A 19,348-nucleotide genomic window follows, 5' to 3' on the forward strand; every position below is an offset into this window, starting at 1 on the left:
AAGGCGAAGGATACAGGCTGAGCATCAAGCAGGGTGATGTTGATTTCGAAAGGCAGCGGAGCCATTTCGACCACCTTGCAGAGGAGGTGCCTTCCTACAGCGATTTTGTGGAGTGCCTGCTCGCAAGTGGCGTTATAACCTACGAAAACATGGAAAGGTTCAGGGATATGCTCAGTTCCTACCGCAGCCTGAGAAAGAGAGTGTATTTCTGTCCGGACACAAACGTCATCTACCACCGTTTCCTTACAGCCTCATCGCTTGTAAAGCATGGAGAGGTCATGCTCGTTGAAACAACGAGGGAGGAAATCGAGTCTTCCCTCAACTTCAAGTACACCCAGCCGACCATCTCGGAGCTGAAGAGACTCGCAAAATACCAGCCCTTCCTGCTGGACGAGTTCATCAACAGAAGGATGAAGAAGTCCAGACTGGCAGCGTACATAGCCATGAAAGAGTACAGGGAGCTGAGAAAACATGCGATCGAGATAGAAGGTGTGGAGCAGTCCACAGACGACAGAGAGGCGAACGACTTCACAATAGTCAGGACCCTCAGGAGATTTGAGAAGGAAAGGGCTGCGATGCCTGTTTTGCTGACAGCAGACAGACAGATGGCGGATATTTGCGAGGCAGAGAGCATAGAATACTTCCACTTCACAATACCCCATGCGGTCGATGCTGAATTCTGCAGCTGCAGATCCTTAATAGACCTGATCTACAGCCTTGCAAGCGTGTTCGGGGTTATAAGGCTGAACAGTGTCGTCATTTTCGGGGAGTTCAGGGGGAAGAAGAGCCATGACGAGCTTAAGCTGAGGTTCCTCGACGACCAGCTTTACCAGGACTTCAGCAGGCATTTCCGCATCTGCAGGAGGTTGATGGGGCTTGGCATCGAGAATTAGGGCCGTGATTTTCGATCTGGACAACACGCTGCTGGACTTTGTTGAGGCGAAGCTGAAGGCATGTAAAGCGGTGATAAGGCACCTCGGTCTGAATGAGGATGAGCATGAGCTGCTGGGCTACTTCCTCAGGGGGGTTCACGGTTTTGAGGACGTGAGGAGCATAGCCGACTACATGAGGGACAGGGGGGTTTACTGCGAGGAGAAGTTCAGAGAATGCTGCGAGATATACGAGAGGGTGAAGCTGGAAAATGTTGAACCATACCCGGGTGTCAGAGAGACTCTCGAAAGGTTGAGGAAACTGGGGCTCAAGCTGGCCGTTGTTACGGATGCAGTGAACGGCCATGCGATTGGCAGACTTAAGAAGGCAGGGATTCTGCACTATTTTGATGCTGTTATATCCTCAGACATGACAGGGAAGAGGAAGCCAGAGCCTGACTCGATTATTCTTGCTCTGAATAAGCTTGGGGTTGGGGCAGAGGAAGCAATCATTGTCGGAGACAGTCTGAGAAGGGACATTGAAGCGGGAAAGAGGCTGGGGATGATGACGGTGTATGCAAGCTACGGGGACAGGAATTTCTTTGAGGAGAGAAGTGGTGGGGCTGACTTCGTTATTGAGGACATCGGAGAATTGATTGGATTGCTGGATAGTTTTGTACCCAAAACTAAAATCAGCAATCGATAACCATGTTTCTCAACATTTCATTTCTTCGTGGCTCTCTGGTTTTGGGCCAATTGCTATCCTCTTATAGGCCCCTTACAAAATCACATCTCAGCCAGCCTCTGCAACACCTTCTTTTCCCTGAATCCCAGAGCAACAACCACGCCAACCAGAAGGACATTCAGAGCAACGAATTTATACACGGATCTCATCGTATAGCGATGCGAATTCCTCAATCCGAGTGATTTGGCCATCTTGACAGATACCCTCACGAGCTTAGCGGAGGAGAGCTGCAGAGAGCTGTCATTGCGAGAGCTATATCTCTGAAGCCGGAATTTATTGTATGCGACGAACCAACCTCAATGATCGATGTATCCACGCAGGCCTCAATAATCCACCTTCTAATGGAACTGCAGAGGAAATTCAAAGTGGCGTATCTTTTCATAACTCATGATGTCGAGCTTGCAAAGTTAATTGCGGACAGAATAGCGATTATGCATGACGGCAGGGTGGTGAAGGTAGTTGAGAATAATGGGGGCATTAAAAACGCTGACCTGCTTTCGGAAACACATACTCTTTCGACTTTTTAGATTTATGGATCCCTGAGCCTGTGTTTGCTTGCCTTTAACCACAGGCAGGGATTGGCTAATCAATCCTACCCTTCGTGCTCCTTACGTCTTCAGCTTCCTTCAAAGCCTGTCTTAACGCCAGAGCGAGAGCCTTGAATGCGCTCTCCATCTTGTGGTGTTCGTTCCTGCCCTTCACCTGAATGTAAACATTAACGCCGGCATTCCTGCAGAATGTGTCGAGGAAATGAACGGCGTTCTCTCCCCTTATTCCAGCATCTCCAAACTCTCCTTCAAGGACGAAATAGCCCCTCCCGCTTATATCAACTCCGCAAATGGCCACGCTTTCGTCCATCGGCACGATTGCCGAGCCGAACCTGGATAACCTCTTCCCCTCGATTGCCTTTCTGAATGCCCTTCCGAGGGTTATTGCGACATCCTCCACCGTGTGGTGCTCGTCAACGTGCAGATCCCCTCTGGCTTTGATCTCAAGCCCGATTCCCGAGTGAAAGGCGAAGCTTGTGAGCATGTGGTCAAGGAAGCCTATTCCCGTATCTATTTCAATCTCCCCACCTTCGAGAGACAGCTTCACGACAACTTCAACCTCTCTCGTCTTCCTCTCAACCCTGGTCATTTCAATCCTCCTCCAGGGGCAGCACATCTTCCAGCCTGAGTTTCCCGGTGTACAAAGCGCTGCCGATAACCACTCCGGCCGCACCGGCATTTTTAACCTTTTTGACGTCCTCTATGCCTGTTATCCCTCCTGACACTATTACTGGCCTGTTTGCAGCATCTACGACCAGCTTTATGGCATTCTCATCTATCCCCTTCATCAGACCCTCAACGTCCACATTGGTGAAGAGGAAGCTGACGTCAAAGTCGGAGTACATCCTCATGACCTCTAAAGGGCTCAGGCAGGTATTTTCCTTCCAGCCTTTCACGACAACCTTTCCATTCCTTGAATCTATCGCCACCATAACTCTTTCCGGATATTCGTCCGCAAGACTTTTCACGTCGTCCGACATCTCTATTGCCATTGTTCCAACGATAACTCTCTCAACTCCGAGGTCGAGCAGTCTTTTTGCCACTTCAATGCTTCTAATTCCTCCCCCGACCTGAACCTCTGCGAGCTCCGAAATTTTCAGTATCAGGTCTTCGTGAACGAGCCTCCCCTTAAAGCTCCCGCTCAAGTCCACCACATGCAGAACTTTCGCCCCTCTTTCAACCCAGGCTTCCGCGACATTTACCGGATCATCGCTTTCGAAAATAACGTCGTCCTCTTTTCCCTGTCTGAGCTGAACGCACTTTCCATCTTTGATATCTACGGCCGGAATAACTCTGAACATTCTTCAGGCTATACGCGAGAATAAATAAAAAATTTTCGTCAAAAAACAGCTCAGTACCTTATTTTTGGCTTCCTGTACTTTTTCCTCGGCGCATTAAGGAGCTCCTCAAATTCCTCGTCGCTCAGAGGCTTGAAATCGTCAAACTCACCGAACCTTTTTCTCCCCTTCAAGCCAGATCTGCCCCTCTTTCCAGCTTTTTTGTCAGATTCATGGTGCTGAATCAATATTTAACCTTTTTGTTCAGCCGGCGCGGGCACTCACATCGGTCGCGGCACATTTTTTAAGTCCTCGTTTCAAGAACTCCGGGATGGACATAGCAATACCCTCAAGTTCACTCATAAATGAGAGGGACGAAAAGCTGAAGGTGTACAAAATCGGAATGATAGCAAGAGCAGCCGCGATTTTCAGGATCAGGAGGATATATATTTACCATGACCCGCTGCTCGACGAAGCTGACATGATCAGAGAGGTGCTGGAGTACCTCGAGACTCCCCAGTACCTGAGGAAGTACCTGTTCCCCATCAAGAGGTCCCTCAGGTTCGCCGGGGTTCTTCCCCCCCTCCGCATCCCATCCCACAAGCCAAAAGATTTAAAAATCGGTGAAGTGAGAGAGGGGGTAATCGTCAGGGTTGCTCCTGACGGCACCGCGTGGGCTGATGTGGGTGCAAAAGCCCTGGCCCTCTACCGGGGAAATGCCAAGGAGAGGGCCCGCGTGACCGTCAGGGTCTGTTCGAAGAATCCGTTGGTGGTAGAAGACGCCCAGCCCGATGGGTACTGGGGGTACCGGGTTAGGAAGGCCCGGCTCAAGGATCTGGTGAAGAGGAAGGATGCGGTGATAGCGTCCCGCAGGGGTAATGTGCCGCACCTGCGGGATGTTGCGAAAAAGGGGCTGCTGATATTCGGCAGTCCAGCTGAGGGCGTGCACGAAATAGCTGAAAGGCTCGGAGTGAGCCTGAAGGGAGTGGATGTGTGGAACATGTTCCCTGATCAGGGTACTCAGACTGTGAGGCTTGAGGAGGCAGTAATGGGGAGCCTTGCGATAACAAACTATCTGAGGTATGTTGAGGGTGGTATGAGATGAAGGAACACAGGCCAAGAAGGGGTTCGCTGGGGTTTTCTCCCAGAAAGAGAGCGTCCAGCATCATTCCAAGGATAAGGGCTTGGCCCGTAACCAGTGAGGTCAAGGCACTTGGTTTTGCCGGGTATAAGGCGGGAATGACGCATGTTGTGATGGTGGATGACAGAAAGAACTCCCCCACGTACGGAGAGGAGATAGTGGTGCCGGTGACCGTTATAGAGACCCCGCCGCTCAAGGTGATGGGAGTCAGGGTTTACAGGAAAACGCAGTACGGTCTGCAGATAGCAGGAGAGGTGTGGGCCACCAACCTCGACGAGCACCTTGCAAGGAGGCTCAACCTGCCCAAGAATGGCAAGGATCCTGAGGAACTCAGGCAGATTGAAGACATCGCGGAGGTCAGGCTGATAACCTACACTCAGCCGTACAGAGTAACGGGTGTCCCCAAGAAGGTTCCCGACGTCATGGAGCAGAAGGTTGGGGGAGATGCTGCTGAGGCACTCGATTATGCGATATCCAGGCTTGGTGGGGAAATCAGGATCTCGGAGGTGTTCGGAGAGGGAGCCTTCGTTGACGTGCTGAGCATAACCAAGGGAAAGGGGTTCCAGGGTCCGGTGAAGAGGTGGGGCGTCATAACTCTCGACGCAAAGCACGCGAGAAGCAGCAAGCACAGGAGAGTCGGAACCCTCGGTCCGTGGAACCCGCACCACGTCAGGTGGACGGTCCCGCAGGCCGGTCAGATGGGGTTCCACCAGAGAACCGAGTACAACAAGAGGATTCTGAAGATCGGTGAGAACGGTGAGGAAATTACGCCCAAGGGAGGGTTCCCCCACTACGGCGTAGTCAGGAACGAGTATGTGCTTGTCGCTGGAAGTGTTCCCGGGCCCGTGAAGAGGCTCGTCAGGATGAGGGACGCGATAAGACCGCCGTTCGAGCAGTATGAGGGCGTCAATCTGATCTACGTCAGCACGTCTTCAAAGCAGGGTAGGTGATGTTGATGAGGGCTAACGTTTACGGTCTGAACGGAGAGGTTGTCGAGGAAATCGAACTCCCTTCGGCGTTTGAGGAGGAGTTCAGGCCCGACATAATCAGAAAAGCTGTTCACGCAATTCAGAGTCACAGGAGGCAGCCTTACGGGCCGAACCCCCTTGCGGGAACAAACTACTCGGCTGAAAACTGGGGTCCTGGACACGGATACGCGAGGGTGCCGAGGTGGAAGATTGGAAGCAGGGCGGTAAAGGTTCCGCAGGCTGTGGGAGGCAGGAAGGCTCACCCACCGAAGGTTCAGAAGAAGTGGGAGGAGAAGATCAACAGGAAGGAGATGAAGAAGGCGCTGAGGTCTGCACTGGCAGCGACAGTGAATGCTGAAATAGTGAGGCAGAGGAACCACGTTTTCGAGGGGGAGCTTCCGAAGATAGTTGTGGACGACTTCGAGGGAATTAAGAGGACGAAGGAAGTCGTTGACGTCCTAAGGGCTCTTGGAGTTTATCAGGACGTTGAGAGGGCAAAGGAGAGAAAGAGAGTCAGGGCTGGAAAGGGCAAGATGAGGGGCAGGAGGTACAAGATCAAGAAGAGCGTGCTCATCGTAACTGGCAACGACTCGGACGTGCTGAAAGCGGCGAAGAACCTCCCGGGTGTTGACGTTGTGGCTGCGAGAAATCTTAACGTCGAGCTGCTCGCTCCTGGTGGTCATGCGGGAAGGCTCGTGGTTTATACGAAATCTGCGATAAGCTATCTGGGTGAGTGGTTATGATCCTGAAGGCGTTCCTGATTACGGAAAAGAGTACGATGCTCCTGGAGAAGAACGTTCTCACGGCTATAGTTGACATCAGGGCCAACAAGAAGCAGATAGCAAGGGAGGTTGAGAAGAGGTTCGGCGTTGAGGTTGAGAAGGTCAACACGCTGATAACACCCAGGGGTGAGAAGAAGGCGTACATAAAGCTGAAGCCAGAGTATTCTGCGGAAGAGCTGCTTTCAAAACTGGGTGTGTTCTGAGGTGGTTTGAATGGGTAAGAGGATAATTTCACAGAATAGGGGAAGGGGAACACCAACCTACAGGGCACCCTCTCACAAGTATAAGGCTGATGTCAGGCATCTGAAATTCGGAGAGGGCGTGATAGAGGCGAAAATTGAAGACGTAGTCCACGATCCCGCAAGAAACGGACCGCTCTTCCTCGTCAGACTTCCAGATGGCAGGAAGGAGTATGTGCTTGCAGTTGAGGGCAAGGGCGTTGGAGACACGATAAAGGCTGGAGAGGGCGTGGAGATCGACGTGGGCAACATAACGGTCCTGAGGAACATTCCTGAGGGTACTCCGGTATGCAACATCGAGAGCGTGCCGGGAGATGGTGGAAAGTTCGCGAGGGCAAGCGGCACCTACGCGTTCGTGGTTGCCCATGAGGAGGACAGGGTTCTGGTTCAGCTGCCTTCGGGTGTGATGAAGTGGTTCCACCCCAACTGCAGGGCGATGATCGGGGTTGTGGCCGGAGCAGGAAGGACGGACAAGCCGTTCGTCAAGGCAGGAAAGAAGTTCCACAAGATGAAGAGCAAGGCCGCGAAGTGGCCTCGTGTGAGAGGTGTTGCGATGAATGCCGTGGATCACCCATTCGGTGGTGGTAAGCACCAGCACGTTGGAAGGCCCAAGACTGTAAGCAGGAACGCTCCTCCGGGCAGGAAGGTTGGTAGTATTGCTGCGAGAAGAACGGGTGTGAGGCGATAGCCATGGCGATGAAGGGTAAGGTTATCAGGCCGAAGGAGTTTAGGTATCGCGGTTACACGCTTGAAGAACTGCAGAACATGCCTCTCGACAAGCTCGCTGAGCTTTTGCCTGCAAGAGAGAGGAGAAAGATAAAGAGAGGCTTCACCGAGCAGGAGGAGAAACTTCTCAGAAAGCTCAGGAAGAAGGGACAGGCAAGGACGCACTGCAGGGACATGATAGTTCTGCCGGAGATGGTTGGCAAGGTGATTTTCGTCCACAACGGCAAGGAGTTCGTCAGGGTGGAGGTGAAGCCAGAGATGATCGGACACAGGCTCGGCGAGTTCGCTCAGACAAGGAGGTTTGAGAAGCACTCCGGACCTGGAGTTGGAGCTACGAGGAGCAGTAAATTCGTGCCGCTGAAGTGATGACCTATGGCGAGGGTGAAGTACGCTTACCAGCCTAAGGATGAACTGAACGCCGCAAGGGCAATGGGCTACGAGATGGACATCAGCTTCAAGCATGCAGTGGAGATATGCAGGGCAATCAAGGGGAAAAAGATTGACGACGCGATAGCGTATCTGGAAGACGTGGTTGCTATGAAGAAGGCGGTGCCGTTCAAGAACCACAAGAAGAAGGTGGCTCACAGGAAGGGTCTCGAAAAGTGGTACGCTGGCAGGTACCCTGTAAAGGCGTCGAGGGAGATAATAAAGGTGCTGAAGAACCTGAGGGCCAACGCCGAGTACAAGGGGCTCGAGGTCAACAGGCTCGTCATAACTCACGCACAGGCGAAAAAGGGCAGGGTCCTCAAGAGGTATATGCCGAGAGCGTATGGTAGGGCGACTCCGAGGTTTAAGGTTCTGACAACAGTAGAAGTTGTGGCCGAGGTGCGATAATGGCGGTGGAAAGAAAATTTGTTGAGGAGAGAGTTAGGAAGCTCAGGGTCAAGGAATGGATAGTGGACGAGGTCAGAAATGCGGGATTTGGAGGCATAGACATAGTCAGGACACCCCTCGGCACTCAGGTAACGCTCTTTGTTGAAAGACCGGGACTCGTAATAGGCAGGGGAGGAAGGAGGATACGGAAGCTCACAGAGAAGCTCAAGGAGTTCGGCCTCGACAATCCGCAGGTTGCGGTTGACGAGATCGAGAAGCCCGAGTTCAACGCTCAGCTCATGGCCTCACTCCTCGCGAGAGCACTCGAGAGGGGATGGTACTTCAGAAAAGCTGGCTACAGGTTCCTCTACAGGATCATGGAGTCCGGGGCGAAGGGATGCGAGATCGAGATAAGCGGCAAGCTCACGAGCGAGAGGGCCAGGACAGAGAAGTTCGTTGCTGGCACCATTGTGCACACGGGAGAGCCTGCGGAGAGCATGGTGAACGAGGGCTTTGACATTGCGATAAAGAAGCTTGGAGTTTACGGAGTGAGGGTCAGGATAATCCCGCCTGATGTGGAGCTTCCCGACGAGATTCACGTGAAGGACGTTGATCTCAGGAAGGAGGATCAGGCCGAGCAGCAGGTTGAGCAGACTAATGAACAGGAGCAGCAGGAGGGGGTGAAGGAGAGTGAAGATGCAGGAAATCAGGGAAATGAGTAGAGAGGAGAAGATAAAAAAATTGACGGAGCTGGAGAACGAGCTGCTGAGGCTGAGAACTCTGGTGAGGAGCGGAGGCGCTCTCGAGAATCCGGGACAGATAAGGGCTGTAAGAAAGGACATCGCCAGAATAAAGCTCGCGCTGAGAGAAGAAGGTTACAGGGTATAAGGGTGCTGGCGAGGGACTGGATAGGGTTAAGAGTGGAGGTTATGGAAAGTCCAAATCCATGTGAGGTGGGCCTGAAGGGCCAGGTCGTTGACGAGACGATGAACACGCTGAGGATCAGGACGGACAGGGGTGTGAAGACGGTAGCAAAGATGCACAGGGTCTTTGCTGTGGAGGTCGATGATGTCAGGTACAGGGTGGACGGGAAGCTGATAGCCTTCAGGCCCGAAGAGAGGATAATGAAGGGTATGGTGCTCGTTAGCAGGATAAAAGGGTGATCGGTATGAGGGATATTGGTATAAATGTTAAGGCTCCTGAAAAGGAATGCAGCGATAAGAACTGTCCGTTCCACGGGAATCTATCCGTTAGGGGTCAGATATTCAGGGGCAGGGTCGTGAAAACGTATGAAAAGTCGGCAGTAATTGAGAGGGAGCTCATAAGGTACGTGCCAAAGTACGAGAGGTACCTCAAGAAGAGGAGCAAGATGCACGCTCACAACCCTCCGTGCATTGACGCGAAGCCGGGAGACATCGTGACGATAGCGGAGTGCAGGCCAATTAGCAAGACCAAGAGCTTTGTTATAGTCGAGAAGGTGGTGGAAGAATGAAGGCGAAGAAGGCTTCAGTTCCAAGAGCCCTTCCGACAGGTGCAAGGCTCGTGTGTGCCGATAACACCGGTGCGAGAGAGCTGGAGATTATCGCGGTCAAGGGATACAAGGGTGTAAGGAGGAGGTATCCGGCTGCCGGGGTGGGTGACATAGTGATAGTTTCGGTCAAGAAGGGTGCTCCCGACATAAGGAAGCAGGTCCACTACGCCGTGATTGTGAGGCAGAGGAAGGAGTACCGCAGGCCAGACGGTACGAGGGTGAAGTTCGACGACAATGCTGCGGTAATAACAGATCCAAACGGAAATCCGAAGGGTAGCGAGATCAGAGGACCGGTCGCGAGAGAGGCTGCCGAGAGGTTCAGCAAGATCGGTTCTATAGCCACAATAATTGTGTGAGGTGGTTGAAATGTCCAAACAGCCCAGGAAGCAGAGGAAGAGGATCTACACCGCGAAGCTCCACCAGAGGCACAGGTTCCTGCACGCGACCCTCTCCAAGGAGCTCAGAGAGAAGTACGGCAAGAGGTCTCTGAGGGTCAGGAAGGGTGACAAGGTCAAGGTTATGAGGGGCAGCTATGCCGGCCACACCGGAAAGGTTCTGGAGGTCGACATGAAGAAGCTCAGAATCTACGTTGATGGTGTTGTCGTTAAGAAGGCCGATGGAACGGAAGTGGCGATGCCGGTGCACCCGTCGAACGTCATGATCGTCGAGCTTGGGGAGGAAGATTCTGTTAGAGAAAAAATCCTTAAGAGGTGATTGAGTTGCACCAGAAGAGGTTGAGTGCTCCGAGAACTTATAAGGTTCCAAGGAAGGTTAAGAAGTGGATAGTCAAGCCCTCACCGGGCCCTCACGATAAAAACGCAGTTCCGCTACTCGTTATGGTCAGGGACTTTCTTGAACTCGCGGATACTGCGAGGGAGGCGAGGAGGGTTATAGCAAAGGGCGAGATTCTGGTTGACGGTATCGTCAGGAAGAACTACAAGTTTCCGGTTGGCCTGTTCGACATAATAAGCGTCCCGAAAATGGACCTCAACTACAGGGTGGTTTTCGACGAAAAGGGCAGGTACGTTCCCATAGAGGTCGAGGATTACGACAGGAAGCTCTACAGGATCAACAACAAGACCATCGTCAAGGGCGGAAAGGTTCAGCTCAACCTTTTCGACGGAACAAACATCCTCGCGAGCAACGAGTACAGAACTAAAGACAGCATTCTTCTCAGGATCCCGGAGAAAGAGATTCTGCAGCACCTTAAGTTCGAGGAAGGTGCGCTCGTCATGGTCACAGGAGGCACGCATGCGGGTGAAATTGGGAGGCTCAAATCCTACAACGTCGTTAGAGGTTCGTCACCTAATCTGGTTACGATAGAGATTGGTGGCAGAGAGTACACCACTATAGAGCAGTACATATTCGTCGTGGGCTCGAAGGATGATGACAAGCCTGTGATTGACCTGGGGGTGTAGTTGAATGAACCCGATGAGGGAAGTGCTTATCGACAAGGTCGTGATAAACATTGGCGTTGGTGAGAGCGGAGAGAGACAGAAGAAGGCACTCAAGCTGCTTGAGGAGCTTACTGGCAGGACGCCAACCTCGACATACGCCAAAAAAACCATCAGGAACTTCGGCATCAGGAAGGGTGAGGCCATAGGTGCCAAGGTAACACTTCGCGGGGAGGAAGCACTCGAGTTTCTTAAGAGGGCTCTCGTGGTCAAGGAGAACAGGCTCAGCATCAGGCAGATTGGCGACGGGTATTTCTCTTTCGGCATTCAGGAGCACATAGATCTGCCGGGAGTGGACTACGATCCGGACATGGGAATATTCGGAATGGACGTTGCGGTTTCGCTGAAGAGAAGAGGTTACAGGGTTGCGAGAAGGAAGATAGCGCGGGGCAAGATCGGTAAGTCTCATCGCGTAACAAAGCAGGATACCGTGGAATTTCTCAAGTCGTTGGGTGTGGAGGTTGAATGATTATGGCGAAGGAAAGAACAAAGAAGTTTGGTAGGAATGCTAACCCCTGCAGGAGATGTGGCAGGAAGAGGGGTGTGGTGAGAAAGTACGGGCTGTACCTCTGCAGGCAGTGTTTCAGGGAGGTTGCGAAGGAGCTCGGATTTAAGAAGTACTGGTGAGGTGGTGGCGATGCAGAGCGACACGCTGTCAAATGCAATGTCTGCGATAAAGAATGCAGAGCTCGTTGGCAAGTCCAAGGTGGAGATCAGACCGGCCTCAAAACTGATAGGGAAGGTGCTCAACGTCATGAAGGAGTACGGGTACATCAACGGATTCGAGGTAAGGGACGACCACAAGGGAGGGGTGATAATAGTCGAGCTCAGCGGAAAAATAAACGACTGCGGAGCAATCAGACCGAGGTTCTCGGTGAAGAGGACTGAGTACGAAAGGTTCGAGAAAAGGTACCTTCCTGCAAGAGACTTCGGAATTCTGATCGTCTCGACAACTGAGGGAGTGATGTCTCAGAAAGAGGCGGTGGAAAGGGGGCTCGGCGGAGTTCTGCTGGCGTACGTGTACTGAGGTGGTAGCGATGGAGGAGAGGTTTGTGGAAGTGCCAGAAAACGTCACTCTCGAAATCACCGGTGATAGTGTTAACGGTTACACGATCAGGGTCTCCGGTCCAAAGGGGGACAACGAGAGGTTTCTGAAGTACAGAGGAGTGTTCATCGAGAGGACTGGGGATGGAAAGGTGAGGGTGTACACGCCTGAGAAGAAGTCCAAGGTAAAGGCAATGGTGGGTACCTTTGCTGCGCACATCAACAACCTGATAAGGGGCGTTACTGAGGGCTTTGAGTACAAGCTCAAGATTCTCTACTCGCACTTTCCGATGAAGGTCAGGGTAGAGGGCAGGGAGGTCGTGATCGAGAACTTCCTTGGCGAAAAGCACCCGAGGAGGGTGAAGATCTTTGGAAGGGCCGAGGTGAAGATCTCGGGGAACGAGATAATCGTCAGCGGTATTGACAAGGAGGAGTGCGGTCAGACGGCTGCGAATCTGGAGCAGGCAACCAAGAAGAAGAATCTCGACGTCAGGGTATTTCAGGATGGGATATACATTGTTGAGAAACCGTGAGGTGGTGTGAATGAATCCGAACCTTCCTAAGGAAAAGGTCAGGCTTCTCAGGCTCAGAAGAAGTCTCAAGTCAAGAAAGCCTGAATTCAGACACTTCGAGGCTCACAAAAAGCTCAGACTCCGGGACCTGGGCTGGAGGAGGCCGAGAGGAAAGCACAACAAGTGGAGAGAGAGGTACGGTGGGAAGTGGAGTGGCAGGGTACTCCCGAGTCCGGGATTTTCTGCACCAAAGGCTGTCAGAGGTCTGCACCCATCTGGATATGAGGAGGTTCTCGTGTTCAACGTGAAGGATCTCGAGAACGTTAATCCCGAAACTCAGGCGATCAGAATTTCGTCCAGGGTGGGGATGAAGAAGAGGCTGATGATTGAAGAGAAGGCAAAGGAATTGGGTTTGAAGGTGCTTAACCCCATTCAAAGGTGATTGAGATGAATCTGAAGTTCCAGAGGGAGATGGCTGCCAAAATCCTTGAGTGTGGCGTTAACAGAGTGTGGCTCGATCCCAACGCGCTTGATGAAATAGCGAGTGCCGCAACGAAGGATGATGTGAGGGAGCTCATAGAGAGGGGCCTGATAAAGAGGAAGCCCGTTAAGGGCATAAGCAGGGCGAGAATAAACAGGAGGAAGGCTCAGAGGAGGAAGGGAAGAAGGAGGGGCCATGGCAGGAGGAAAGGAAGAGCCACAGCAAGGATGCCGAGGAAGAGGCAGTGGATCATGAGGATCAGGGCCCTGAGGAAGAGACTGAGGCAGCTTAAGGAGGAGGGTGTTCTTGACAGCAGGACGTACAGGATGCTCTACAGGAAGGCCAAGGGTGGCGAGTTCAGGAGCGTATCCCACCTCAACCAGTATCTCGAGGCCCATGGTCTGCTGAGGTGATAGGAATGGCGAGGGGACCGAGATATAGGGTGCCGTACAGGAGGAGGAGAGAGGGGAAGACCAACTACAGGAAGAGACTCAAGCTTCTGCTCTCGAGAAAGCCGAGACTCGTCGTGAGGATCACAAACAGGAGGGTAATCGCTCAGATTGTTGAGTATCACCCTGACGGTGACAGGACACTGGTGTTTGCCGATTCCAAGGAGCTCGAGAGGTTTGGCTGGAAGGGCGATCTTAACAACACTCCGGCAGCGTACCTCACCGGCCTGCTGATCGGTAAAAAGGCCAGGGAGGCAGGAATAGAGGAAGCGATACTCGACATAGGTCTCAGAACACCATCGAGAGGTGCAAGAATTTTCGCCGTGCTGAAGGGCGCGGTTGAGGCGGGACTTGATGTGCCTCACAGCGAGGAGATTCTGCCGGACGAGTCGAGAGTGAGGGGTGAACACATCGCTGCTTACTACGAGCAGAATCCAGAGAGATTTTCAGAATACGAGAAAAGGGGTTTGAAGCCCTCAGATCTGCCGGGTCATGTTGATGAGGTAAAATCCAAGATAATGGGGTGATCAGATGGAGTGGACACCGAGAACAAGACTGGGAAGGCTGGTGGCCGAGGGAAAGATCAAGACTATCGATGAGGCCATAGCCAGTGGCCTCCCGATCAAGGAGCCCGAAATAGTGGACATCCTGCTTCCGGATCTTGAGGATGAGGTACTCGAGATAAATCTGGTACAGAGAATGACCGACAGCGGCAGGAGGCTGAAGTTCAGGGTTACTGCCGTCGTCGGCAACAGGAATGGGTATGTTGGAATAGGCGTTGGAAAGGCGAGCCAGGTGGCTCCGGCGATACAGAAGGCGATAAGGAACGCCAAGATAAACATATTCAAGGTCAACACAGGCTGCGGTTCATGGGAGTGCGGATGCGGTGGAGACCACAGCATACCTGCAAAGGTCACCGGCTCTGCGGGAAGCGTGAGGGTGACGCTGATTCCCGGGCCAAAGGGTCTGGGGCTTGTAGCCGGAGATGTGGCAAAGAAGGTTCTCGAGCTCGCGGGAGTCCGGGACGTATGGACGTTCACGAGGGGGCAGACCAAGACGACGATCAACTTTGCCAAGGCGACCTTCGAGGCGTTGAAGCAGACGGTTTATCTGAAGAGGTGATTGAGGTGTTCGCGGTAATCAGGCTGAGGGGAGAGATTGATGTTCACAGGAAGATAAAGGAGACTCTCAAGCTGCTCAGGCTCCACAAGAAGTACCACTGTGTTGTCGTTCCCGACACCCCTTCCTACAGGGGTATGCTCCAGGTGGTCAAGGACTACGTCGCCTACGGGGAGATTGACGCTGAGACACTCGCGCTTTTGCTCAGGAACAGGGGGAGACTCACCGGGAACAGGAGGTTGACCGACGAATACGTGAAGGAGACGACCGGTTACGAGAACATTGATGAATTTGCGAAGGCAGTTATAGAGGGAAAAGCGAGCCTGAGGGACATTCCGGAACTCAAACCCGTCTTCAGACTTCACCCCCCAAGAGGTGGGCTGAAGAGCATCAAGTGGCACTACGGGTACGGAGGAGATCTCGGCTACCACGGTAAGGACATCTCCAAGCTGATATACAAGATGAGGTGATGGTAATGCCGAAAAAGAAGGTCAAGAAGTATAGGGGTTCAAGAACCTGCGGCGGAGGAAGTGCAAAGAAGAGGCGGGGTGCCGGGCACAGAGGTGGCAGGGGAAACGCTGGCGTTCTCAAGCACAAGTACCTCAGAACGATCAAGCTCGTGAAGGAGGGGAAGTACGAGATCGGCAAGAGTGGGTTCACGAGACCCAGAGTGGTCACGAGGGAGTACAGGCTCGAAAAGGAGCTGAAAGAGAGGCTTATGGAGCTGAAGGCAGTCGGCGCGATTGACGATTACCTTTACGGCTACCTCAAGTCGAGACCCGAGATGAATGTTGGCGACCTGAGCGCAATTGCCGACAGGCTCGTCGAGAACGGGCTTGCGGAAAAGGAGGGAGATGTTTACAGGATCAACCTCGCAGACCTCGGCTACTACAGGCTGCTCGGCAGCGGGAAGGTGGACAAGAAGCTGCACATAGTTGTGGAGTACGCAACTCCCAAAGCCGTCGAGAAGGTCGAAAGCGCTGGCGGAAAGGTGGAGATACCTGAATAACTTTAAAATTTAAATTTTTGGGGTGTAATCATGGTAGGCCAGGCACTCAAGGCTTTGCAGCCGTATTTCGAAAGAATTCCGAGTGTTTCCAGACCAGTGGGGCATGTCCCCTTCAATCAGAAGCTGATGTGGACCATTGCAGTACTCCTGCTTTATTTCGTCCTGTCAAATGTTCCCGTTTTTGGCCTCGATCCCTCCTCTATCGACATATTTGAACAGTACAGGGCTCTTTTTGCCGGAGCCACCGGGTCCATAATCGCCCTGGGTATAGGACCAATCGTCACTGCGAGCATCATCCTTCAGCTCCTCGTTGGTGCTGGAATAATAAAGCTTGATCTGACTAATCCGGATGACAGAGCTGCGTATCAGGACTTTCAGAGGTTCCTCGTCTTCGTCATGATAGCTGTTGAGGCCCTCCCCCAGATCCTGGGTGGGTTCCTGAAACCAAATCCCGTCATTGCCGAGCAGCTCGGAGTATCGCTTGGCTTTATCGCGTTCCTCATCTTCATTCAGCTGTTCATCGGCGGCGTGCTCATAGTCTACATGGATGAGGTCGTGTCCAAGTGGGGTATAGGAAGCGGTGTATCGCTGTTCATACTCGCTGGAATCGCTCAGTCGATAATTACCGGTCTGTTCAACTGGGTCACACCTCCAAACGCAGAGATGCCGGCCGGAATACTCCCGAGGTGGTTCTGGATCGCTCAGAACTACGGTGTCGACGCTCTGCTCTCCGGCGACGGTCTTGCGTTCCTGATGATCCAGGGAGGTCTTCTCGCGCTGATAACGACAATCGTAATAATACTGCTCGTTGTGTATGCTGAGGGCACGAGAGTGGAGATTCCGCTCGCTCATGCTGCTGTGAGAGGTGCGAGAGGGAGATTTCCGATAAAGCTGATTTACGCCAGCGTCCTTCCCATGATCTTTGTCAGGGCACTTCAGGCGAACATCCAGATCATAGGGATGGTCTTGTACAACAGGGGAATAACAATATTCGGCGAGTACGTTGGAAGCCAGCCAATCAGCGGCATAATGTATCTTATCTCTCCAGTAACAAGTCCATATGACTGGGTACCCTCGCTCGTTAGGTCCAACCCCTACTTTGCCGACCTGCCGACCTGGATGATCGGCCTACACCTGCTTATAGACGCGCTCATACTTGTGGCTGGAGGTATACTCTTCGCAGTCTTCTGGGTGGAGACGAGCGGCATGGATGCGAAGACAGTGGCCAACCAGATTGCCAGGAGCGGAATGCAGGTTCCCGGATTCAGGAGAAGTCCGCAGGTGCTTGAGAGAATCCTGCAGAGGTACATTCCGAAGGTCACGATAATTGGAGGTGCGTTGATCGGAATTCTGACGCTCGTTGCAAACATGCTCGGAACAATCGGCAACGTGAGCGGCACAGGCCTTCTGCTTGCGGTGAGCATAGCATACAGGCTCTACCAGGACCTCGCCAAGGAACAGCTCACTGAAATGCATCCGATGATCAGGAGAGTGCTCGGTGAGGAGTGATGAAGGACATAGCCAAGAACTTCGTCAGGGCCCTCGGCATTACAATTTTTATAGGTATCTTTGTCAGCCACGACTTCAGGACAGCGCTTGGAAACATCCTCTCCCCAGTTCTGGATCCGCTGTACGCCAAGATTGGCGTTCTCTACACCATCATGGTTCTCGCGTTCATCACTGCCGGCTACAGCACCCTCATACAGAAGTTAACGGTTGACTACAAGAGGCTGAAGGAAATTCAGCAGAAGGTCATGGAGTTCAACAAGGAATACAGTGAGGCGGTCAAGAAGAACAACCAGGAGAAGCTGAAGAGGCTTGAAAAGGAAAGGGAGGAGATAATGAGGCTGCAGTCTCAGCTCATGAGCATGCAGTTTGACCCCATGTTTTACACGGTCGTGGTAACGATACCCATATTCATGTGGATGTACCACATATCCACCATGAATCCGGCTGTCCACGTTCCATTCGCTGGAGAGATCCACGTGGGGCAGTTTTACCTGATATTCCCCTGGTGGATATGGTGGTACATGTTCAACTCGATTGCCTTTGGCCAGATCGTAAGAAAAATTCTTAAAGTGGGACAGTAAACTGGGGGGAAATGAGGATAACGATCTCTGGTCCCCCGGGTAGTGGAACGACTACCGTAGCAAGAAAGCTTTCAGAAAAGCTTGACTTTCCCATGATTTCTGCAGGAGAGGTGTTCAGGAAGCTTGCGAGAGAACACGGAATGTCTCTCGAGGAGTTCAGCAGGTTTGCGGAGAACAACCCCGAAATTGACAATCTCGTTGATCAGAGGCAGAAGGAGGAGGCAGTGAGGTGTGAAAACGCTGTCGTGGAGGGCAGGCTCTCCGGATGGATGGTCCCAGCGGACCTCAAGGTGTGGATTTATGCCGACGAGGAGGTCAGGTACCGGAGGATTGCCAGGAGGGAGAAAAAGCCTGTGGAAATCGTAAGGCAGGAGACCCGACTCAGGGAGGAAATCGAGAAGCGGAGGTACATGAAGATCTACGGGATAGACATCGAGGACAGGCGAATATACCACCTCATGATCAACTCAGGACGGTTCAATGCGGATCAGGTGGTCGAAATAATTATGAGGGCTGTGGAGCTGATTGGAAATGAAGAACGGCGGGATAATCCCGAGAAGGAATTTTGAAGACACATTCTACGTGAAGGAAGAGGGGGAGCCGGGAGAACACGGCACGTACCCCTACAACAGGCCCTTGAGGGAGTACATCCGCAAGGGCATGGTGTGTGTGGACAAGCCCATGGGGCCGAGCAGCCACGAGGTTGTTGTGTGGGTCAGGAGGATTCTCGAGGTCGAGAAAACCGGGCACACGGGAACTCTCGACCCCAGAGTTACGGGCGTCCTTCCGGTGATGATCGAGGATGGAACAAAGCTCGTCAAGTACCTGCAGGAGTCGGACAAGGAGTACGTCACGCTGATGCACCTGCACGGGAATGCGAGGCGGGAGGACATAGAGAGGGTCGTTAGTACTTTTACGGGCAGGATATACCAGAGACCTCCGCTCAAGAGTGCGGTGAAGAAAAGGCTGAGGGTGAGGGAAGTTCGAGAGATCGAAATACTTGAGATCGACGGCAGGGATGTCCTGTTCAGGGTCCTGTGCGAGGCGGGAACGTACATAAGAAAGCTGTGCGTCGATATTGGGGAGGTTCTTGGCACCGGCGCGCACATGCAGGAGCTGAGGAGGACGAGAACCGGCATATTCGACGAGAGCAGGGCTTGCACTCTCCACGATCTGCTCGACGCGTACCTCTTCTGGAAGGAGGAGGGGGAGGAGAAGTACATCCGGAAAATCGTCATGCCGATGGAGGAGGCTGCGAAGACAATGAAGAAGATAATAGTCAAGGACACTGCCGTAGATGCCATCTGTCACGGTGCCCCATTGACTGCAAAGGGGATCCACTATGTGGAGAGGACGATCGAACCCGGGGACGTGGTTGCTCTGTTCACCCTCAAAAACGAGCTTGTGGCCATTGCGAGGGCCAAAATCGGTGCGGAAGACATTCTGAGGGTCAGGAGAGGCGTGGTGGCCGAAACCCTCAGAGTGGTTATGGAGAGGGGCACTTATCCGTCGTACTGGAAGGGAAGGCCGGATAAGTAAATTTAAAGAAAA

33 protein-coding genes and 1 pseudogene are annotated in these 19,348 nt (G+C 52.7%); 32 read left to right on the top strand and 2 right to left on the bottom strand.

Going from position 1 to position 19,348, the window contains the following annotated elements; translation table 11 throughout:
* The 4 genes and pseudogenes from ACXJJC_RS01750 to ACXJJC_RS01765 form a co-directional block, all read left to right on the top strand.
* Positions 1 to 893: PIN domain-containing protein (locus ACXJJC_RS01750; protein ID WP_456368923.1), on the top strand; the 893-nt coding region annotated here is incomplete at its 5' end.
* A complete protein-coding gene (locus ACXJJC_RS01755) occupies positions 877 to 1,575 on the top strand; it encodes an HAD family hydrolase (protein WP_456368925.1) in 699 nt (232 codons plus the stop codon). The genes ACXJJC_RS01750 and ACXJJC_RS01755, both read left to right, overlap by 17 nt.
* Before the next feature lie 242 nt (positions 1,576 to 1,817).
* Positions 1,818 to 1,901: pseudogene (locus ACXJJC_RS01760) on the top strand (hypothetical protein); the annotation flags it as partial.
* Positions 1,902 to 1,913: 12 nt separating this feature from the next.
* On the top strand, positions 1,914 to 2,141 hold the full coding sequence (locus tag ACXJJC_RS01765; protein ID WP_456368927.1) for a hypothetical protein: 228 nt from the start codon (positions 1,914 to 1,916) through the stop codon (positions 2,139 to 2,141).
* Between the two features lie 55 nt (positions 2,142 to 2,196).
* Here the strand turns inward: ACXJJC_RS01765 and hisB are convergent, their stop codons facing one another.
* Positions 2,197 to 2,751, bottom strand: coding sequence for an imidazoleglycerol-phosphate dehydratase HisB (gene hisB / locus ACXJJC_RS01770; protein WP_456368929.1), 555 nt, complete (start codon positions 2,749 to 2,751; stop codon positions 2,197 to 2,199).
* Between the two features lies 1 nt (position 2,752).
* Entirely contained in the window at positions 2,753 to 3,463 is a 711-nt protein-coding gene (gene hisA, locus ACXJJC_RS01775) for a 1-(5-phosphoribosyl)-5-[(5-phosphoribosylamino)methylideneamino]imidazole-4-carboxamide isomerase (RefSeq protein WP_456368931.1), read from the bottom strand.
* A gap of 307 nt (positions 3,464 to 3,770) precedes the next feature.
* On the opposite strand from hisA, the gene ACXJJC_RS01780 reads away from it, so the two are divergent.
* Genes ACXJJC_RS01780 through ACXJJC_RS01915 form a run of 28 tightly spaced genes read left to right on the top strand, consistent with a single transcriptional unit; the run spans position 3,771 to position 19,336 of the window.
* On the top strand, positions 3,771 to 4,544 hold the full coding sequence (locus tag ACXJJC_RS01780; RefSeq protein WP_456368933.1) for a putative RNA uridine N3 methyltransferase: 774 nt from the start codon (positions 3,771 to 3,773) through the stop codon (positions 4,542 to 4,544).
* A complete protein-coding gene (locus ACXJJC_RS01785; protein WP_456368935.1) occupies positions 4,541 to 5,530 on the top strand; it encodes a 50S ribosomal protein L3 in 990 nt (329 codons plus the stop codon). The genes ACXJJC_RS01780 and ACXJJC_RS01785 overlap by 4 nt, the downstream gene beginning before the upstream one ends.
* A gap of 5 nt (positions 5,531 to 5,535) precedes the next feature.
* Positions 5,536 to 6,291, top strand: coding sequence for a 50S ribosomal protein L4 (rpl4p, locus tag ACXJJC_RS01790; protein ID WP_456368937.1), 756 nt, complete (start codon positions 5,536 to 5,538; stop codon positions 6,289 to 6,291).
* Entirely contained in the window at positions 6,288 to 6,533 is a 246-nt protein-coding gene (locus ACXJJC_RS01795; RefSeq protein WP_456368939.1) for a 50S ribosomal protein L23, read from the top strand. The genes rpl4p and ACXJJC_RS01795 overlap by 4 nt, the downstream gene beginning before the upstream one ends.
* 10 nt (positions 6,534 to 6,543) lie before the next feature.
* Positions 6,544 to 7,257: a 50S ribosomal protein L2 gene (locus tag ACXJJC_RS01800; RefSeq protein WP_456368941.1), complete on the top strand. Its 714-nt coding sequence runs from the start codon at positions 6,544 to 6,546 to the stop codon at positions 7,255 to 7,257.
* A gap of 23 nt (positions 7,258 to 7,280) precedes the next feature.
* Complete coding sequence (rpsS, locus tag ACXJJC_RS01805) at positions 7,281 to 7,661, top strand: 30S ribosomal protein S19 (RefSeq protein ID WP_456369076.1); 381 nt, start codon at positions 7,281 to 7,283, stop codon at positions 7,659 to 7,661.
* Between the two features lie 6 nt (positions 7,662 to 7,667).
* Positions 7,668 to 8,129, top strand: coding sequence for a 50S ribosomal protein L22 (gene rplV / locus ACXJJC_RS01810; RefSeq protein ID WP_456368943.1), 462 nt, complete (start codon positions 7,668 to 7,670; stop codon positions 8,127 to 8,129).
* Positions 8,129 to 8,830 (top strand): 30S ribosomal protein S3, encoded by a 702-nt coding sequence (locus ACXJJC_RS01815; protein WP_456368945.1) that lies wholly within the window; start codon positions 8,129 to 8,131, stop codon positions 8,828 to 8,830. Before rplV ends, ACXJJC_RS01815 begins: the two co-directional genes overlap by 1 nt.
* On the top strand, positions 8,805 to 8,996 hold the full coding sequence (rpmC, locus tag ACXJJC_RS01820) for a 50S ribosomal protein L29 (protein WP_456369078.1): 192 nt from the start codon (positions 8,805 to 8,807) through the stop codon (positions 8,994 to 8,996). The genes ACXJJC_RS01815 and rpmC overlap by 26 nt, the downstream gene beginning before the upstream one ends.
* A gap of 2 nt (positions 8,997 to 8,998) precedes the next feature.
* Positions 8,999 to 9,271, top strand: coding sequence for a ribonuclease P component 1 family protein (locus ACXJJC_RS01825; protein WP_456368947.1), 273 nt, complete (start codon positions 8,999 to 9,001; stop codon positions 9,269 to 9,271).
* 5 nt (positions 9,272 to 9,276) lie between these two features.
* Entirely contained in the window at positions 9,277 to 9,600 is a 324-nt protein-coding gene (locus tag ACXJJC_RS01830) for a 30S ribosomal protein S17 (protein ID WP_456368949.1), read from the top strand.
* Positions 9,597 to 9,995 carry a 50S ribosomal protein L14 gene (locus ACXJJC_RS01835; RefSeq protein WP_456368951.1) on the top strand — a complete coding sequence of 133 codons (399 nt, stop codon included), beginning with the start codon at positions 9,597 to 9,599 and terminating at the stop codon, positions 9,993 to 9,995. Before ACXJJC_RS01830 ends, ACXJJC_RS01835 begins: the two co-directional genes overlap by 4 nt.
* Before the next feature lie 10 nt (positions 9,996 to 10,005).
* Positions 10,006 to 10,353: a 50S ribosomal protein L24 gene (gene rplX, locus ACXJJC_RS01840; protein ID WP_456368953.1), complete on the top strand. Its 348-nt coding sequence runs from the start codon at positions 10,006 to 10,008 to the stop codon at positions 10,351 to 10,353.
* Between the two features lie 5 nt (positions 10,354 to 10,358).
* Complete coding sequence (locus tag ACXJJC_RS01845) at positions 10,359 to 11,057, top strand: 30S ribosomal protein S4e (RefSeq protein ID WP_456368955.1); 699 nt, start codon at positions 10,359 to 10,361, stop codon at positions 11,055 to 11,057.
* A 4-nt stretch (positions 11,058 to 11,061) separates the two neighbouring features.
* Positions 11,062 to 11,562 (top strand): 50S ribosomal protein L5, encoded by a 501-nt coding sequence (locus ACXJJC_RS01850; RefSeq protein ID WP_456368957.1) that lies wholly within the window; start codon positions 11,062 to 11,064, stop codon positions 11,560 to 11,562.
* A 2-nt stretch (positions 11,563 to 11,564) separates the two neighbouring features.
* Positions 11,565 to 11,720 carry a 30S ribosomal protein S14 gene (locus ACXJJC_RS01855; RefSeq protein ID WP_048094428.1) on the top strand — a complete coding sequence of 52 codons (156 nt, stop codon included), beginning with the start codon at positions 11,565 to 11,567 and terminating at the stop codon, positions 11,718 to 11,720.
* A gap of 10 nt (positions 11,721 to 11,730) precedes the next feature.
* Entirely contained in the window at positions 11,731 to 12,120 is a 390-nt protein-coding gene (locus ACXJJC_RS01860) for a 30S ribosomal protein S8 (RefSeq protein ID WP_456368958.1), read from the top strand.
* Positions 12,121 to 12,130: 10 nt separating this feature from the next.
* A complete protein-coding gene (locus ACXJJC_RS01865; protein WP_456368960.1) occupies positions 12,131 to 12,670 on the top strand; it encodes a 50S ribosomal protein L6 in 540 nt (179 codons plus the stop codon).
* Between the two features lie 10 nt (positions 12,671 to 12,680).
* Complete coding sequence (locus tag ACXJJC_RS01870; protein WP_456368962.1) at positions 12,681 to 13,091, top strand: 50S ribosomal protein L32e; 411 nt, start codon at positions 12,681 to 12,683, stop codon at positions 13,089 to 13,091.
* A gap of 5 nt (positions 13,092 to 13,096) precedes the next feature.
* Positions 13,097 to 13,543, top strand: coding sequence for a 50S ribosomal protein L19e (locus ACXJJC_RS01875; RefSeq protein ID WP_456368964.1), 447 nt, complete (start codon positions 13,097 to 13,099; stop codon positions 13,541 to 13,543).
* A 5-nt stretch (positions 13,544 to 13,548) separates the two neighbouring features.
* On the top strand, positions 13,549 to 14,106 hold the full coding sequence (locus ACXJJC_RS01880; RefSeq protein WP_456368966.1) for a 50S ribosomal protein L18: 558 nt from the start codon (positions 13,549 to 13,551) through the stop codon (positions 14,104 to 14,106).
* 4 nt (positions 14,107 to 14,110) lie between these two features.
* Positions 14,111 to 14,701 (top strand): 30S ribosomal protein S5, encoded by a 591-nt coding sequence (locus ACXJJC_RS01885; protein ID WP_456368968.1) that lies wholly within the window; start codon positions 14,111 to 14,113, stop codon positions 14,699 to 14,701.
* A gap of 5 nt (positions 14,702 to 14,706) precedes the next feature.
* Positions 14,707 to 15,168: a 50S ribosomal protein L30 gene (locus ACXJJC_RS01890; RefSeq protein WP_456368970.1), complete on the top strand. Its 462-nt coding sequence runs from the start codon at positions 14,707 to 14,709 to the stop codon at positions 15,166 to 15,168.
* A 5-nt stretch (positions 15,169 to 15,173) separates the two neighbouring features.
* Positions 15,174 to 15,707 (top strand): uL15 family ribosomal protein, encoded by a 534-nt coding sequence (locus ACXJJC_RS01895; RefSeq protein ID WP_456368972.1) that lies wholly within the window; start codon positions 15,174 to 15,176, stop codon positions 15,705 to 15,707.
* A gap of 30 nt (positions 15,708 to 15,737) precedes the next feature.
* Complete coding sequence (gene secY / locus ACXJJC_RS01900; RefSeq protein ID WP_456368974.1) at positions 15,738 to 17,216, top strand: preprotein translocase subunit SecY; 1,479 nt, start codon at positions 15,738 to 15,740, stop codon at positions 17,214 to 17,216.
* Complete coding sequence (locus tag ACXJJC_RS01905; protein WP_456368976.1) at positions 17,216 to 17,797, top strand: DUF106 domain-containing protein; 582 nt, start codon at positions 17,216 to 17,218, stop codon at positions 17,795 to 17,797. The genes secY and ACXJJC_RS01905 overlap by 1 nt, the downstream gene beginning before the upstream one ends.
* Positions 17,798 to 17,808: 11 nt before the next feature.
* Complete coding sequence (cmk, locus tag ACXJJC_RS01910; RefSeq protein WP_456368978.1) at positions 17,809 to 18,366, top strand: (d)CMP kinase; 558 nt, start codon at positions 17,809 to 17,811, stop codon at positions 18,364 to 18,366.
* Entirely contained in the window at positions 18,329 to 19,336 is a 1,008-nt protein-coding gene (locus tag ACXJJC_RS01915; RefSeq protein WP_456368982.1) for an RNA-guided pseudouridylation complex pseudouridine synthase subunit Cbf5, read from the top strand. The genes cmk and ACXJJC_RS01915 overlap by 38 nt, the downstream gene beginning before the upstream one ends.
* The last annotated feature ends 12 nt before the right edge of the window (positions 19,337 to 19,348 follow it).

The organism is Geoglobus sp. (assembly GCF_054018175.1).